A 14777-nucleotide genomic window follows, 5' to 3' on the forward strand; every position below is an offset into this window, starting at 1 on the left:
TCACCTCTCCGTCACCTTGCTCCACGCCGCCTTCGGCGTGTACACGGTGGTCCTGGGCTTGGCCTTCACCGCGGCGGTGCGCAGGTCCGCACTGTTCCAGGAGGCCTCAGCGGTGTACTGGATCGCTTGGCCCGACGCGGCGAGGCCGAGGGCGGACAGCTCCGACTGCGGATCGGTGGTGCGGCTGAACAGGCCACCCGCGCAGACCGCGCCATTGCGCTGGAACCCCATGGCCGTCGGCGCCTGCGCCGTGGCGTAGAAGTACGCCTCGCCACTGATGGCGAAGGACCCGCGCGTGGTGTCGTGCACCTGGGCGTCGGTCTGGATCAGCGAGGTCATGCCGAACGTGTCATCGCCCCCGTCACTGATGGTGCCGTCCGCGTTGACCACCCACAGCTCCCAGTACTGGAGCTCGTGCCCGTTGACCGTCCCGCCGTTCTGGACGTAGGCGTCCAGCCCCGGCCCGTCGATCGGGGCCCAGCCCTGGCCGGTGTGACGCTCCACGGCGAAGTTCCTGGTCACCTTCTGGATGATCACGCCCTGCTGCGGGTTGCTGACGGCCCACTCCCGCACACGGGAGAAGTTGCCGCAGACCCCTTCCAGGTTCTCGCCGCTCTGGACCGCGGCGGCCAGGGCCGGTGCGGGCCCGCCGGCGGCGGGGGCCCGCTGCACGGCGGCGTGCTCCCGTGCCGCGCCCCCCGTGCTGCGCTGCACCCCGTCCTGGGTGGTGGCGTGGGAGTGCGGTCCGGCCATGACCCGGCGCGCGTTGGCCTCCGCCGCCCGCTCGAAGCGGTCGGAGGGGTCGGAGAGCTTCAGCCCGGTCCCGTCGTCCGTTCCCGCCACCGGTCCCGAACGCTGCTGGACCACATGGGTCAGTTCGTGGGCGAGCGTGTGCTCGTCGGTCTTCGCGCCGCCCAGGACGATGTGGTTCCCGGACGTGTACGCGCGGGCCCCGATCTCCGCGGCGGAGCGCTGGGCGGTGGCGTCGTTGTGCAGCCGGACGTCGGAGAAGTCCGTGCCGAACCTGGCCTCCATGTCCTCGCGCACCGGCTGTTCGAGCGGGCGCCCCGCCGTGCCCAGCACGTCGTGCACGGCCGACCTCTGCACCGGGCGGTCGGCGAGCATACGGGCGACGGCCGCGTTCCCCACGGTCCGCTGCAACACCGCCAGCTCCGCCGCGGATCCCGGTGCCGCGACCGGGCCTGGAGGGCGGTCCGACACGTGGTCCTGAGCCTGTGGACGGTGGGCGCGGGTGGTGCGGCGTTCCTGCTCGTGCTCGGACACGGTGCCTCCAGCCATCGGTCCCTCCCATTGATAGCGCGTCGCGCCCGGCCCGCCAATGGGCGCCGGGGACGGTTACGGGGCAGGGTTGCTGCACTCCTCGGACACCGCGCGGCCTCGCGTATCCCGGCCCCGGCGGGCCAGGGTACGGAACCGCCCGGCGCAGCACCGTCGTTGCGCCACCGCCAGCCCGGCGATCACCGTGCCGAGCACCAGCCACCCCGCAGGCCCGGCGGCCATCACCACGCCGGTCAGCAGCGGGGGCCCGGCGGACTTCTGGATGGACTGGGACATCCCGGCCACCCCCAGGTACGCGGCCCGCGCCTCCGGGGGCGCCAGCAGGACGGCCAGCTCCCACGAACTCACCGACCGCATCAGCTCCGCCAGCGTGACCAGCACCGCCGCGGCGAGCAGGACCGCCGCGGCCGTCCAGGTCCCGCACCGGGTGGCACCGGCCAGGAGCGCGCAGCACACGAACATCAGGCCGCCGTACAGCAGCAGCGTCCGGACCGTCCGGTGCGGGCCCTCGGCCCGCTTCGACACGGCCAGTTGCAGCACGACGACCAGCACGGTGTTGATGACGAGGAACGCCGGTACGAGGGCGTGCGGCGCGGACGTGCGGTTCACCAGCCACAGCGGGAGGCCGACGCCGAGTACGGAGTCGTCGAGGTTCATCGAAATGTCGAGCAGGACGAACCGGAGATAGCCCCGGTCCCGCCAAGGACTTCTGGGCCGTGCGGAGTTGCGCGACGCGACGGCCGTCGCCGACCCGCCCGCGCCACCCGCCGCCCGCGCCACCTCGACCGTCACCGTCTCCCGCGGCTCGCCCGTGCGCCACACCAGCACCGCGGCGACGGCGAAGGACAGCGCGTTGCCGAGGATCAGGGCGCGGTAGGCGTCCGTGGTGCCCACGGCCAGGCCGATGGCGGCGATCCCGGCGCCGACTCCGTAACCCGCGTTGGCCGCACTGCGGGACAACGCCTGGTAGGCCGCGCGCCGTTCGCCCGCCGCGCGGGTGGCGAACAGCATCTCCAGCGTCTTCGCCGCCCGGTCCCCCAGGTAGGTGACGGCGATGACGGGCAGCAGCGCCTCGAAGCCCGAGCACATCAGCACCAGGGCCAGGGTCACCAGCCGGAGCAGATGGCAGCCGACCAGCAACGGCCGCAGCGGGAAGCGGCCCGCCAGCCGTCCGGCCAGGGGCGAACCGGCGATGCCCGCCACCCCGGCCGCCCCCAGCAGCACCCCGATCTGCTGGGCGCTCAGATGCGTCACGAAGGTCAGGTACAGAACCGAGGACGCGGCCCACAGGCCGGATCCGGTGCGGTCGACGGACAGGGCGAGCAGCATGATCCGGGCGTTCCGGCCGCCCGGCGGATGGCGCAACTGGGCCAGGAGCCCCGGCCCCCGGGCGGATGCCCGCCCGCCCTCGCTCTTCCCGGCGCGTCGCACCGCCCACCCCCCGCATACCTCGACATCAACGGCTGCGCAGCTCTACGGCTCCAGAGCCACGCCGCCGTGCAGACCGGGGGAAGCCTGCCGGGAGTTATTCTCGATGTCAAGATACTTGATGGCGAGATACCTGCCCGGTGTCTCGTCACATGCCCTTCCGGCCCGTGGGACGAACCGGCTGCGGACCCGACGGCCCGACGAGTGCCGGAAGGGTGGACACGGCCTCAGCCCGGCCAGACGATCGCCTGGAGTTCGCTGTACGCGTGCAGGGCGTACGAGCCGACGTCGCGTCCGACTCCGCTCCGCTTGAACCCGCCGAACGGGGCCTCCATGTTCCGGCCGATGGTGTTCACGCCGACGCCGCCCGCCCGCAGCCTGCGGGCGACGCGGAAGGCGCGGGCCACGTCGCCGGACCAGACGTAGTCGATCAGGCCGTAGTCGCTGTCGTTGGCGAGCGCGATGCCCTCCTCCTCGTCGTCGAAGGGGACGACCACCACGACCGGGCCGAAGATCTCCTCCCGCACGACCCGCATGTCCGGGGTGCAGTCGGCCAGCAGCGTGGGCGCGACGTAGAAGCCGCGGCCGGTCGGGGCGGGGCGTTCGCCGCCCGTGACGATCCGGGCCCCTTCCTTGCGGCCCAGTTCGACGTACGACTCGACGCGGTCGCGGTGGGCGGCGGAGATGACCGGGCCGACCACGGTGCCCTTGGCCGTCGGATCGCCGACCGTCAGATACCCGGCGTACCCCGCGAGCTTCTCGATCAGGGCGTCGTGGGCGGCCCGTTGGACCAGGACGCGGGTCGGAGCCGTACAGATCTGACCGCTGTAGAAGGAGAACGTGGTGCCGATGCCGGCCACCGCCGAGTCGAGGTCGGCGTCGTCGAGCACCACGGCGGCGCCCTTCCCGCCCAGCTCCATCAGCTGCCGTTTCATGGACCTGCCGCACACCTCCCCGATGCGCTGCCCGACCGAGGTCGAGCCGGTGAAGCTGACCATGTCGACGTCGGGCGAGTCCACGGCGGCCTCGCCCGCCTCGGCCCCCGAACCACTGACGACGTTGACGACGCCCGCCGGTACGCCCGCCTCCGCGAGTGCCTCGGCCATCCGGTAGACGGAGAGCGGGTCCTGCGGGGCCGGTTTCACGACGACCGTGTTGCCCATCGCGAGCGCGGGGGCGATCTTGCCGGCCGGGTTGGCCCAGGGGTTGTTGTACGAGGTGATGCAGGTGACGACACCCACGGGCTGGCGGACGGCGAGCGCCCCGAAGACGCCGGCCCGGCCCATCGGCCCGGCCTCGTTGATCTGCGGCGGGACGGCCTCCTCCACCGGTTCCAGCGCGCCCTTCGCGTACCGCCGGAACCGGGCGGCGCCCACGGCCACCTGCATCCCGCGGGCGGTGCCGGTGGTGGCGCCGCTCTCCGCCTGGGCCAGGGCGGCGTTGGCCGTGAAGTCGCGTTGCATCAGGTCGGCGGCGCGGTCGAGGATCGCGGCGCGTTCCTCGGGGCGGGTCCGGGACCAGGTGGCGAAGGCCTCCTGGGCTGCCGCGGCCGCCTCGTACACCTGCGCGCGGCTCGCCTCCGGGGCAAGGCCGACGACGTCCTCGGTGGCCGGGTTGATCACCTCGTAGTGGCCGTTCGCGGGCTCGGTCCACTCGCCGCCGATGAAGAGGCGCTGGGGCGTGGTGGTCATTGCGTGCTCACCGTCCGGGTGTCGCGGCCGGAGCGCAGCACCGTGCCGGGGACCGCGCCGGTCACCTTGTCGTCGCGCAGCGTCTCCACCCCGTTGACGCGGACCGACACGATGCCGAGGGCCTTGGAGTCGAGCCGGGGGCTGTCGCCGGGCAGGTCGTGGACGAGGGTGGCGGGGCCCGCGTCGATGCGTTCGGGGTCGAAGAGGACGAGGTCGGCGTGGAAGCCCTCCGCGATGCGGCCGCGGTCGCGCAGGCCGAAGAGGCGCGCGGGGTCGTCCGTGAGCATCTTCACGGCCGCTTCGAGCGGGACGAGCTTGCGGCCGCGCAGGCAGTCGCCGATGAAGCGCGTGGTGTACGGGGCGCCGCACATCCGGTCCAGGTGGGCGCCCGCGTCGGAGCCGCCGAGCATGACGTCCTCGTGCTCCCAGGTCCGCTGCCGCAGCGCCCAGGAGTCGGGGTCGTTGTCGGTGGGCATCGGCCACAGGACCGTACGCAGCGCGTCGGCCGCGCAGATCTCGACGAGGCAGTGGAAGGGGTCCTGCCCGCGCTCGGCGGCGATGTCGTTGACGACCCGGCCGCTGAGGCCCTCGTTGGCCTCGCTGTAGGTGTCCCCGATGACGTACCGGCCGAAGTTCGCGAGGCGGCGGAAGACGCCGGCCTCCTTGCTGTTGGCGCGGCGCAGCATCTCGGTCCTGGTGTCCGCGTCGCGGAGCCGCTCGATGCGCTCGGGGACGGGCAGGGACAGGATGTCGCCCCAGCCGGGGATCAGGTTGAGGGCGCAGAACGTGCCGAGTGACATGTTCATCGGGGTCAGGATCGGCATCGTGAGCGCGACGATCCGGCCACCCGCGCGGCGGGCGCGTTCGCTGGGGATCAGCTGGCGCGGTACGCGTTCGGGGACGGCGGCGTCGATGGTCAGGACGTTCCAGTTGAGCGGGCGGCCGGCGGCCGCGGTCATGTCGACGAAGAGGCCGATCTCCTCGTCGGAGAACTGGTCGAGGCAGCCCGCGACGATCGCCTCGATCTGGGTGCCCTCGTGCTCGCCGACCGCGCGGGAGAGTGCGAGGAGTTCCTCGGGGCGCGCGTGCCGGGAGGCGACCGGCTGCCCGTCGCCGTCGGCGTGGGTGGAGGACTGGGTGGTGGACAGGCCCCACGCCCCGGCGTCCATCGCGTCGTGGAACAGGGCCAGCATCGCGTCGAGCTGGGCCGGGGTGGGCTGTCCGCCGACCGCGTCGGCGCCCATGACGTGCCGGCGAAGCGCGCAGTGTCCGACCATGAAGCCGGCGTTGACGGCGATCCGCCCGTCGAGCGCGTCGAGGTACTCGCGGAAGCTGGACCAGCTCCAGTCGACGCCCTCCTCCAGGGCCTTGAGGGCCATGCCCTCGACCCGCGACATCATGCGCCGGGTGTAGTCGGCGTCCTCGGGCCGGTCCGGGTGGAGCGGGGCGAGGGTGAATCCGCAGTTGCCCCCGGCGACGGTGGTCACGCCGTGGTTCATCGACGGGGTGGCGTACGGGTCCCAGAAGAGCTGCGCGTCGTAGTGGGTGTGCGGGTCGACGAAGCCGGGCGCGAGCACGAGGCCGGTGGCGTCCTCGGTGGTCGTGGCGGGCCCGGGGGCCGTGCCCGGTTCCGCGATGACGGCGATGCGGCCGTCGCGGATACCGATGTCCGCGCGGTAGGAGGGTCCGCCGGTGCCGTCCACGACGGTCGCTCCGCGGATGAGGTGGTCGAGCATGACGGGGTCCCTTTCTCCGTGGTGGTGGTGCGCCTTCCCGGTGGTGGTGCGCCGGGGTGCGTACGGCCGCGGTACGCACCCCGGCTCGCAGGGCGGCGGTCCGGGAAGACGCCGCCCGCGAAACCCAGAGCCCCGCGGCCTACGCCGCGTCGCGGAACCGGGTGGTCCGGTGGACCGGGTCCGTGTCGATCTTCGGGATCACGTGCTCGCCGATCAGCTTGATCGAGTTCAGGGTGTCCTCGGGACTGATCCCGATCGGCATCCCGAAGCTCAGCTGGTCGGCGCCCGCCCGCTCCCACCGCCGGCACTGCGCCAGCACCTCGTCCGGATCGCCGCAGATCATCAGCTCCTCGGCGATGAGGAGTTCGATGATCTCCTCGGAGTACTCCGGCAGCAGCTCCGGCCACTCCGGGATGCCCTCCGGGCGGGGGAACGTGTCGTGGTAGCGGAACAGCAGCGACTGGAGGTAGTTCAGCCCGCCGCCCACCGCGATCTCGACGGCCTTCTTGTGGGTCTCGGCGCAGATCGCCGTCGAGGTGACCATCACGTTGTCGTTGACGAAGTCACCGATCGGCTCGGCGTCCTTGACGGCCGTCTTGTAGGACTCGACGACCCACTCCATGTCGGAGACCTTCTGGACGCTGAAGCCCAGCACGCCGAGCCCCTTCCTGCCCGCCATGGCGTACGAGGACGGCGAGCCGGCCGCGTACCACATCGCCGGGTGCGACTTCCCGTACGGCTTGGGCAGGATCTTGCGCGGCGGCAGCGACCAGCTCTTGCCCTGGAAGCCGACGTACTCGTCCTGGAGCCACATCTTGGGGAACTCCGCGATGGTCTCCTCCCAGAGGTCCTTGGTGTGGTTCATGTCGGTGATGCCCGGCATGAACCCGAGGATCTCGTGGCTGCCCGCCCCGCGTCCGGAGCCGAACTCGAAGCGCCCCTCGGAGAGGTGGTCCATCATGGCGACCTTCTCGGCCACCTTCACCGGGTGGTTGACCGGGGCGAGCGGGTTGAAGATGCCGGACCCGAGGTGGATGCGGTCGGTGGCGTGGGCGAGGTAGCCCAGGTACACGTCGTTGGCCGAGATGTGCGAGTACTCCTCCAGGAAGTGGTGCTCGGAGGCCCAGGCGTACTTGAAGCCGGACTTGTCCGCCTGGATGACGTACTCGGTCTCCTCGATCAGCGCCTTGTGCTCTGCCCCGGGGTCCGCCTTGGCCCGCGCGGCGGGCACATACCCCTGTACAAAGAGCCCGAATTCCAAGGGGGTTCACCGTCCTCAATCGTTTCTGACACTCCGTCAGATTCTGATGCGTCCGACTGTTCCACCGAGACCCTGACCCGTCAATACCTGACGCCTCGTCAGGTGAGATGGTGGGGCGGACGGTCAGAAGAGGCTGACCCCGGCCAGCCACCCGCCGTCGATGACGAACGGCTGCCCGGTGATGTACGAGGAGTCCTGCGAGGTCAGGAAGAGCGCGAGCGCGGCGACCTCCTCGGGCCGGCCGATCCGGCCGAGCGGGACGAGCTTGCGGTAGAGCTGGTCCACCGCGGCCTTCGACTCCTCGGGGTCCGCGGACGGGTCGAGCGCCGCGGGATTGGTCATCGCGGTGTCCACGGCACCGGGGCAGACGGCGTTGACCCGGATGCCCTTCGCCGCCAGCTCCACCGCCGCCACCTTGGTCAGACCGAGCACCGCGTGCTTGGTGGCGGCGTACGCGCCCACGAACGCCATGCCGGTCAGCCCGGTGTACGAGGCCGTGTTGACGATGGTCCCGCCCCCCGCGGCCTCGATCTCCGGCGCGACGGTCTTGATCCCCAGGAAGGCCCCCACCTGATTGACCTGGACCACCTGCTGGAACTCCTCCAGCGGCGTGGCCACCAGCTCGTTGAACCGCAGGATCCCCGCGTTGTTGACCAGCCCGTCGATCTGCCCGAAGGCGTCCTTCGCCGCGGCGACCGCCGCCTGCCAGTCCGCCTCCCGGCTCACGTCCAGGTGGACGAACAGCGCGGTCTCCTCCCCCAGTTCCTTGGCGAGCGCCTCGCCCTGCTCGTCGAGCACGTCGGCGATCACCACCCGGGCGCCCTCGGCGGCGAAGAGCCGCGCCTCCTGCTCGCCCTGCCCGCGCGCCGCGCCGCTGATCAGTACGGTCCGCCCGTCCAGCTTTCCCATGGCCTGACTCCTACCTGTCGAGGTGAGGTGCGACATCGGCGGCGAACGCCGCCATCTGATCGGTCAGTTCGGCCCTGCTGCGGCTGCGGAACCGCACCTGGATCTGGTGCACGCCCATCGCCGCGTACTCCCGCAGCGACTCCGCGAGCGCCTCCGGCTTCCCGCTGAGGGTGCGCCGCCCCACGGACCAGTCCGGCTCGCCCACGTACAGCGGCTCGGTGATGGCCCCGACGACGATCGGCTCCTCCACCCCGGCGGCCTCCCGCAGGGCGTGCAGCCGGGCGATCTGGTCCGGCAGCTTCCCTCGCGGATCGCCCTGCGGCAGCCAGCCGTCCCCCCGCACGGCGGCCCTGCGCACCGCGGCGGGCGAGGAGCCGCCGACCCAGATCGGCACCCGTTCCTGGGCGGGCCTGGGCAGCTGCCCGAGCCCGCTGAAGGAGAACCGCTCCCCCGCGAACTCCGGGTACTCCTCCGGCCCGAGCGCGGCCTTCAGCGCGTCGACGGTCTCGTCGAGGACGGCGCCCCGCCCGTCGAAGTCGGCCCCGAGCGCGTCGAACTCCTCGCGCACGTGCCCGGCCCCGACCCCGAGGATCAGCCGGCCGCCGCTGAGGTGGTCGAGGGTCGCGTACTGCTTGGCGGTGGCCAGCGGATGCCGCAGCCCGACGACGGCGACATGGCTCATCAGCAGCACGCGCTCGGTGACCCCGGCGAGGAACGCCAGCGTGGCCACCGGGTCGTACCAGACGGTACTCATCCCCTCCGCGAGCCGGCGGGGGATGGCGACGTGGTCACAGCTCGCGAGGTACGCGAACCCGGTACGGTCGGCGGTGCGGGCGATCTCGGCGAGGTCGGCAGGGGTGGCCCCGGCTTCCCACGGCTCCGCGTAAATGGCGCTCTGAGACTGGATCGGGAGCTGCATCCCGTACGACAGCGGCCCGGCGGGCAGTATCGGCACCGTCCGGCCTCCTTCCCCTGGACCAGATCTGACGCCCCGTCACTTGACGGCACGCGGGGCCATCGTCGTACCTGACGCACCATCAGGCAAGAGGTGGTCCGGTCTTGGGGGCGGGGTTCCTTGGTGCGGGGTTCCTTGGTGCGGGGTTCCTTGGTGCGGGGTTCCTTGGTGCGGGGTTCCTTGGTGCGGGGTTCCGTCCTCAATCGCCGGACGGGCTGGGTGTGCCGGTGCTCCCCGGGGGGTTCGCCTCTGTCCGGTGGGTGGGGGTGGGGTCCCTCCGGGGAGACTCCTCAAAAACTGGCGTGGCGACCGGAGACGTTGCGGGGGCCGGGTATTACGCCATTTTTCTGCGGGGACTCCCCTGCACGACCCCACCCACTCTCACGTGCGTCTGAACACCGGCGAAACGACCGTCGCAGACGCGGGACGGCCAGGGCCGGGGCCGTGCAGGGGAGTCCCCGCAGGACGACGAACAGATACCCGGGTCCCTCTGCGTGGGACTGGGAAACGTTCGTCGTTCGAGGAGTCTCCCCGGAGGGGCACCGGCCCCCACCCACCGGGCAGGCGCCCCCGAGTCGCGGAGCACCGGCACACCCAGCCCGTCCGGCGATTGAGGACGGAACCCCGCGCCCCTACTTGCGGTACAGCTCCTCGATCTCCGTCTCGAAGTCCCGTGTGATCGCGTCCCGTTTCAGCTTCAGCGACGGCGTCAGATGGCCGGCCTCCTCGGTGAAGTCGACCGTCAGGACGGTGAACTTGCGGATCGACTCGGCACGCGAGACCAGCCGGTTGGCCTCGTCGACCGCGCGTTGCAGCGCGGTGTGCAGCTCCTCGTCGTGGACGAGTTCGCGCAGCGGGACGTCCTCCTTCTTCTTCATCCGGCGCCAGTGCGACAGCCCGTCCGGCTCCAGGGTGATCAGGGCGGTGATGAACGAGCGGTTGTCGCCGACCACCATGCACTGGCTGACCAGCGGGTGGGCGCGCAGCCAGTCCTCCAGCGGGGCCGGGGTGACGTTCTTGCCGCCGGACGTGATGATGATGTCCTTCTTGCGGCCGGTGATCGTGAGGTAGCCGTCCTCGTCGAGCGCGCCCAGGTCTCCGGTGGCGAACCAGCCGCCGTCCAGCGCGGGGACGGCCTGGCCGCGTTCGGGGTCCCAGTAGCCCTGGAACACCTGGCCGCCGCTGAGCAGCACCTCGCCGTCCGGCGCGATGCGGACGGCGGTGCCCGGCATCGGCCAGCCGACCGTGCCCAGCCGGGGCCTGAGGGGCGGGGTCACGGTGGCGGCCGCGGTGGTCTCCGTCAGGCCGTAGCCCTCGAAGATCTCGATGCCGGCGCCCGCGTAGAAGGCGGCCAGCCGGCTGCCCAGCGGGGAGCCGCCGCAGATCGCGTACCGGACCTGGCCGCCGAGTGCCGCCCGGATGCGGCGGTAGACCAGCGGGTCGTAGAGCGCGCGGGCCGCCCGCAGCCCCAGTCCCGGTCCGGGTCCGGTGCCGTGTTCGGCGGCCTCGACCGCCTGCCCGTACCGCTGGGCGATCCGGGCGGCCCGGTCGAAGGACGAGGCGCGGCCCATCTTCTCGGCGGTGGCCCGGCCGGTGTTGAACACCTTCTCCAGTACGTACGGGATGGCCAGCAGGAACGACGGTCTGAACCCGGCCAGGTCCACGAGCAGGTCCTCGGTCCGGATGGACGGCGCGTGGCCCAGGCGGACCCGGGCGCGCAGGCAGCCGATCGCGACCATCCGCCCGAAGACGTGCGACAGCGGCAGGAACAGCAGGGTGGACGCGGGGTACTTGCTGACCGACTTGAAGACCGGGTGCAGCAGCTCGACGGCGTTGTCCACCTCGGCGAAGAAGTTGCCGTGGGTCAGCACGCAGCCCTTGGGGCGGCCGGTGGTGCCCGAGGTGTAGATGAGGGTCGCCGGGGTCTCCGGTTCCAGCGTGGCGCGCCGGGCCGCGACGGCATCGTCGGGGACGTCCTGGCCGCTCTTCTTCAGCCGGCCCAGCGCGCCCGTGTCGAACTGCCAGAGGTGGGCGAGGTTCCCGAGCTGCTTGCGTTCCTGGCTGATGACACGGCTCTGTTCGGCCGTCTCGACGGCACAGGCGACCGCACCCGAGTCCTGGAGTATCCAGCGGGCCTGAAAGGCGGAGGAGGTCGGGTAGATGGGGACGGTGACCAGACCGGCGGCCCAGGCCGCGAAGTCGAGGAGCGTCCACTCGTACGTCGTGCGGGCCATGATCGCGAGGCGGTCACCGCCCCGCAGCCCTTCCGCGACGAGGCCCTTGGCGACGGCGAGCACCTCGCCCGCGAACTCCGCCGCCGTCACGTCCTGCCAGCTGCCGTCGGGCTGCTTGCGGCTGAGGACGGCGTCGGCCGGTGCCTCGCGGGCGTTGTCGAAGGGGATCTCCGCGAGCGAGCCGCGGCGGACGGGCGGGGCGAACGCCGGTACGGAGACCTGCTGGACGCTGCCGTCGGCCGCCCTGACCTTGGTGGGCTCGACCAGGACGGGCGTGGTGGGTGTGGCGGGTGGCGTGGACACGTGCGGCTCCTCGGGCATCGGGGTCGGGCGGGTGCGGATCCGGTCGGGCGCCGCGGGTGAGGGGTTCCGTGCGTTTCAGGCACTGGACGTGGCAGGGGCCGGCGGTACGCGTCAGGCCGTGTACGTGTCAGGCCCTGTACGTGTCAGGCCCTGTACGTGTCAGGCCCTGTACGTGTCAGGCCCTGTTCGCGTCAGGCCGTGTAGCGTCCGGTCCTGTTCGCGTCAGGCCCTGTAGCGTCCGGTCCTGTACGCGTCAGGCCGTGTATGCGTCCGGTCCTGTACGCGTCAGGCGCGTTCCAGGATGGCCGTGACGCCCTGGCCGCCGGCCGCGCAGATCGAGATCAGCCCGCGTCCCGGAGTGCCCCGCTCCGCGAGGAGCTTGGCGAGGGTCGCGACGATCCGGGCCCCCGTCGCGGCGAACGGGTGCCCGGTGGCCAGCGAGGAGCCCGCCACGTTGAGCTTCTCCCGGTCGACCGGGGCGAGCCCCGCCTTCTCCCAGGCGGCCAGCGTCGCGAGCACCTGGGAGGCGAAGGCCTCGTGGACCTCGAAGAGGTCGAAGTCCTCGATCGTCAGCCCGGCCCGCTCCAGCAGCCGCGGCACGGCGTACGCGGGCGCCATCAGCAGACCGTCCTCACCGCCCACGTAGTCGACGGCCGCGGTCTCGTGGAGCGAGAGGTAGGCCAGCGGTTCCAGCCCGTGCCGCTCCGCCCACTCCTCGCTCGCCAGCAGCACCGTCGCGGCGCCGTCCGTGAGCGGAGTGGAGTTGCCCGCGGTCATCGTCGCGTCCGGGTGGTCCGCGCCGAACACCGGCTTCAGCGTGGCGAGTTTCTCCACCGTGGAGCCGGGGCGCAGGTTCTGGTCACGGTCCAGGCCGAGGTACGGGACGACGAGGTCGTCCAGGAACCCCCGGTCGTACGCGGCGGCGAGGCGCTGGTGGCTGGTGGCGGCGAGCAGGTCCTGGTCCGCGCGGGCGATGTCCCACTGCCGGGCGGTGACCGCCGCGTGGTCGCCCATCGAGAGGCCGGTGCGGGGTTCGGCGTTGCGCGGGATGTCCGGGACGAGATGCCGGGGACGTACGCCCGCGAACGCCTTGACCCGGCCCCCCGCCGACTTCGCCCGCCGGGCCGACAGCAGCAGCCTGCGCAGTTCGTCGTTGACGCCGAGGGGCGCGTCGCTCGTGGTGTCCGCGCCGCCCGCGACCGCGGAGTCGACCGCACCGAGCATGATCTTGCCGGCGGCGGCGATGACGGCCTGGAGGCCGGTGCCGCAGGCCTGCTGGATGTCGTACGCGGGGGTGCGCGGGTCGAGCCGTGAGCCGAGCACGGTCTCCCTGGCCAGGTTGAAGTCCCGGCTGTGCTTGAGGACCGCGCCCGCGACGAACTCGCCGACCCGCTGCCCCTGGAGCCCGAACCGCTCGACCAGACCGTCCAGTGCGGCAGTCAGCATCTGCTGGTTGGAGGCCTGCGCGTAGGGCCCGTCCGAGCGTGCGAAGGGGATACGGCTGCCGCCGATGACCGCGACCCTGCGGGGCTGCGGGAGTGCGAGGGGGATCAACTCGACCAACTCATCTCGACCAACTCCTGACTCTTAAGTAACCTTACTCTTGAGTAAATCTAAGACCGAGCAGGGAGTCTGGACAATGGCCGACCGCTATCTGCACTTCACCGGCACAGCAACCGGCCGATTCCTGACCCGGAGAATCGGCCTGCCGCAGCCCGCACCGCTGCGCCGCTGGTCGCCCGCGACCCCGGCGCTGACCGGCCCCGTCCTCCACCTCACCGCCGGGGACTCCACCGCCACCGAGGAGCTGGCCGCGCTCCTCGCCACGACCGGCCTGGAGGTGACGGCGAGCGCCGACCGGCCGGCCGCGGTCGTCCTGGACGCCACGGCCGTCGACACCGCCGCCGGGCTCGGGGACGTGCACGCCGCGCTGCACCCCGTCGTCCGTTCCCTCGCACCGGGCGGCCGCGTCGTCGTCCTCGGAGTGCGCCCGTCCCCGGACGACCACCACCAGGCCGCCGCCCAGCAGGCCCTGGAAGGCTTCGTGCGCTCACTGGGCAAGGAGATCGGCAAGGGCGCCACCGTGCAGCTGGTGCGCCTCGCGCCCGGCGCGGTCGCCGGTGCCGAGTCCACCCTGCGCTTCCTGCTGTCGCCCCGGTCCGCGTACATCAGCGGCCAGGTCATCGAGGTGACCTCGGCCGCGCCCGGCCCGGTCGCCGACTGGGCCGCCCCGCTCGCCGGGCGCACCGCGCTGGTCACCGGCGCGGCCCGCGGCATCGGGGCCTCGGTCGCCGAGGTGCTCGCCCGGGACGGGGCCCGCGTCATCTGCCTGGACGTTCCGCAGGCCGGCGAGGATCTGGTGCGCACCGCCGACGGGCTCGGCGCCACCGCGCTGCCGCTGGACATCACCGCGGACGACGCGGCGGCCCGGATCTCCGCCGCCGCCCCGGACGGCCTCGACATCCTCGTCCACAACGCCGGCATCACCCGTGACCGGCGGCTCGCCAACATGGCCGCCGACCGCTGGGCCTCGGTCATCGACGTCAACCTCGACAGCGTGCTGCGCACCACGGACGCGCTGCTGAAGAGCGGCACCGTCAACCGCGGCGGCCGGATCGTCGCCACCGCCTCCATCGCGGGCATCGCGGGCAACAACGGCCAGACCAACTACGCGGCCAGCAAGGCCGGGATCATCGGTCTGGTCCGCTCGCTGGCCCCGCGCGCCGCCGCCGACCACGGGGTCACGGTCAACGCGGTCGCCCCCGGCTTCATCGAGACGAAGATGACCGCGGCCGTCCCGCTCTTCATCCGCGAGGCGGGCCGCCGGATGAACTCCCTCTCGCAGGGCGGGCTCCCGGTCGATGTCGCCGAGACGACCGCCTGGTTCGCCCAGCCCGCGTCGAGCGCCGTCAACGGCCAGATCGTCCGGGTCTGCGGCCAGAGCCTGCTGGGGGCGTGACC

At 72.3% G+C, this 14777-nt stretch carries 10 protein-coding genes; 1 reads left to right on the forward strand and 9 read right to left on the reverse strand.

The window, feature by feature from the left end; genetic code table 11:
• From ACIO3R_RS15460 to ACIO3R_RS15500, 9 genes are all read right to left on the reverse strand, one after another.
• Positions 1-1299: a DUF4157 domain-containing protein gene (locus ACIO3R_RS15460; protein ID WP_402105964.1), complete on the reverse strand. Its 1299-nt coding sequence runs from the start codon at positions 1297-1299 to the stop codon at positions 1-3.
• A 57-nt stretch (positions 1300-1356) separates the two neighbouring features.
• Positions 1357-2628 carry an MFS transporter gene (locus ACIO3R_RS15465; protein WP_402106060.1) on the reverse strand — a complete coding sequence of 424 codons (1272 nt, stop codon included), beginning with the start codon at positions 2626-2628 and terminating at the stop codon, positions 1357-1359.
• Positions 2629-2954: 326 nt separating this feature from the next.
• Positions 2955-4418: an aldehyde dehydrogenase family protein gene (locus ACIO3R_RS15470; RefSeq protein ID WP_385351292.1), complete on the reverse strand. Its 1464-nt coding sequence runs from the start codon at positions 4416-4418 to the stop codon at positions 2955-2957.
• Positions 4415-6154, reverse strand: a complete 1740-nt coding sequence (locus tag ACIO3R_RS15475; RefSeq protein ID WP_402105966.1) for an amidohydrolase family protein — start codon at positions 6152-6154, stop codon at positions 4415-4417. Before ACIO3R_RS15475 ends, ACIO3R_RS15470 begins: the two co-directional genes overlap by 4 nt.
• A 139-nt stretch (positions 6155-6293) precedes the next feature.
• A complete protein-coding gene (locus tag ACIO3R_RS15480; protein ID WP_385032180.1) occupies positions 6294-7415 on the reverse strand; it encodes an LLM class flavin-dependent oxidoreductase in 1122 nt (373 codons plus the stop codon).
• Positions 7416-7538: 123 nt separating this feature from the next.
• A complete protein-coding gene (locus tag ACIO3R_RS15485; RefSeq protein ID WP_385032183.1) occupies positions 7539-8324 on the reverse strand; it encodes an SDR family NAD(P)-dependent oxidoreductase in 786 nt (261 codons plus the stop codon).
• Between the two features lie 10 nt (positions 8325-8334).
• Positions 8335-9279: an LLM class F420-dependent oxidoreductase gene (locus tag ACIO3R_RS15490; protein WP_385351286.1), complete on the reverse strand. Its 945-nt coding sequence runs from the start codon at positions 9277-9279 to the stop codon at positions 8335-8337.
• 632 nt (positions 9280-9911) lie between these two features.
• Positions 9912-11816, reverse strand: coding sequence for an AMP-dependent synthetase/ligase (locus ACIO3R_RS15495; protein WP_402105968.1), 1905 nt, complete (start codon positions 11814-11816; stop codon positions 9912-9914).
• 285 nt (positions 11817-12101) lie between these two features.
• The gene (locus tag ACIO3R_RS15500) at positions 12102-13379 is read right to left on the reverse strand and encodes an acetyl-CoA C-acetyltransferase (RefSeq protein ID WP_402105969.1); all 1278 of its coding nucleotides are present in this window, start codon (positions 13377-13379) and stop codon (positions 12102-12104) included.
• Between the two features lie 76 nt (positions 13380-13455).
• On the opposite strand from ACIO3R_RS15500, the gene ACIO3R_RS15505 reads away from it, so the two are divergent.
• Positions 13456-14775 carry a 3-oxoacyl-ACP reductase gene (locus tag ACIO3R_RS15505; protein WP_402105970.1) on the forward strand — a complete coding sequence of 440 codons (1320 nt, stop codon included), beginning with the start codon at positions 13456-13458 and terminating at the stop codon, positions 14773-14775.
• The last annotated feature ends 2 nt before the right edge of the window (positions 14776-14777 follow it).

It is taken from the genome of Streptomyces sp. NPDC087428, from assembly GCF_044744085.1.
GTDB lineage: Bacteria > Actinomycetota > Actinomycetes > Streptomycetales > Streptomycetaceae > Streptomyces.

Excerpts from the sequence above, each read along its gene's own strand:
- ACIO3R_RS15460 (WP_402105964.1), bottom strand. The coding sequence starts at position 1,299 with ATGGCTGGAGGCACCGTGTCCGAGCACGAGCAGGAACGCCGCACCACC.
- ACIO3R_RS15465 (WP_402106060.1), bottom strand. The coding sequence starts at position 2,628 with ATGCTGCTCGCCCTGTCCGTCGACCGCACCGGATCCGGCCTGTGGGCC.
- ACIO3R_RS15470 (WP_385351292.1), bottom strand. The coding sequence starts at position 4,418 with ATGACCACCACGCCCCAGCGCCTCTTCATCGGCGGCGAGTGGACCGAG.
- ACIO3R_RS15475 (WP_402105966.1), bottom strand. The coding sequence starts at position 6,154 with ATGCTCGACCACCTCATCCGCGGAGCGACCGTCGTGGACGGCACCGGC.
- ACIO3R_RS15485 (WP_385032183.1), bottom strand. The coding sequence starts at position 8,324 with ATGGGAAAGCTGGACGGGCGGACCGTACTGATCAGCGGCGCGGCGCGC.
- ACIO3R_RS15505 (WP_402105970.1), top strand. The coding sequence starts at position 13,456 with ATGGCCGACCGCTATCTGCACTTCACCGGCACAGCAACCGGCCGATTC.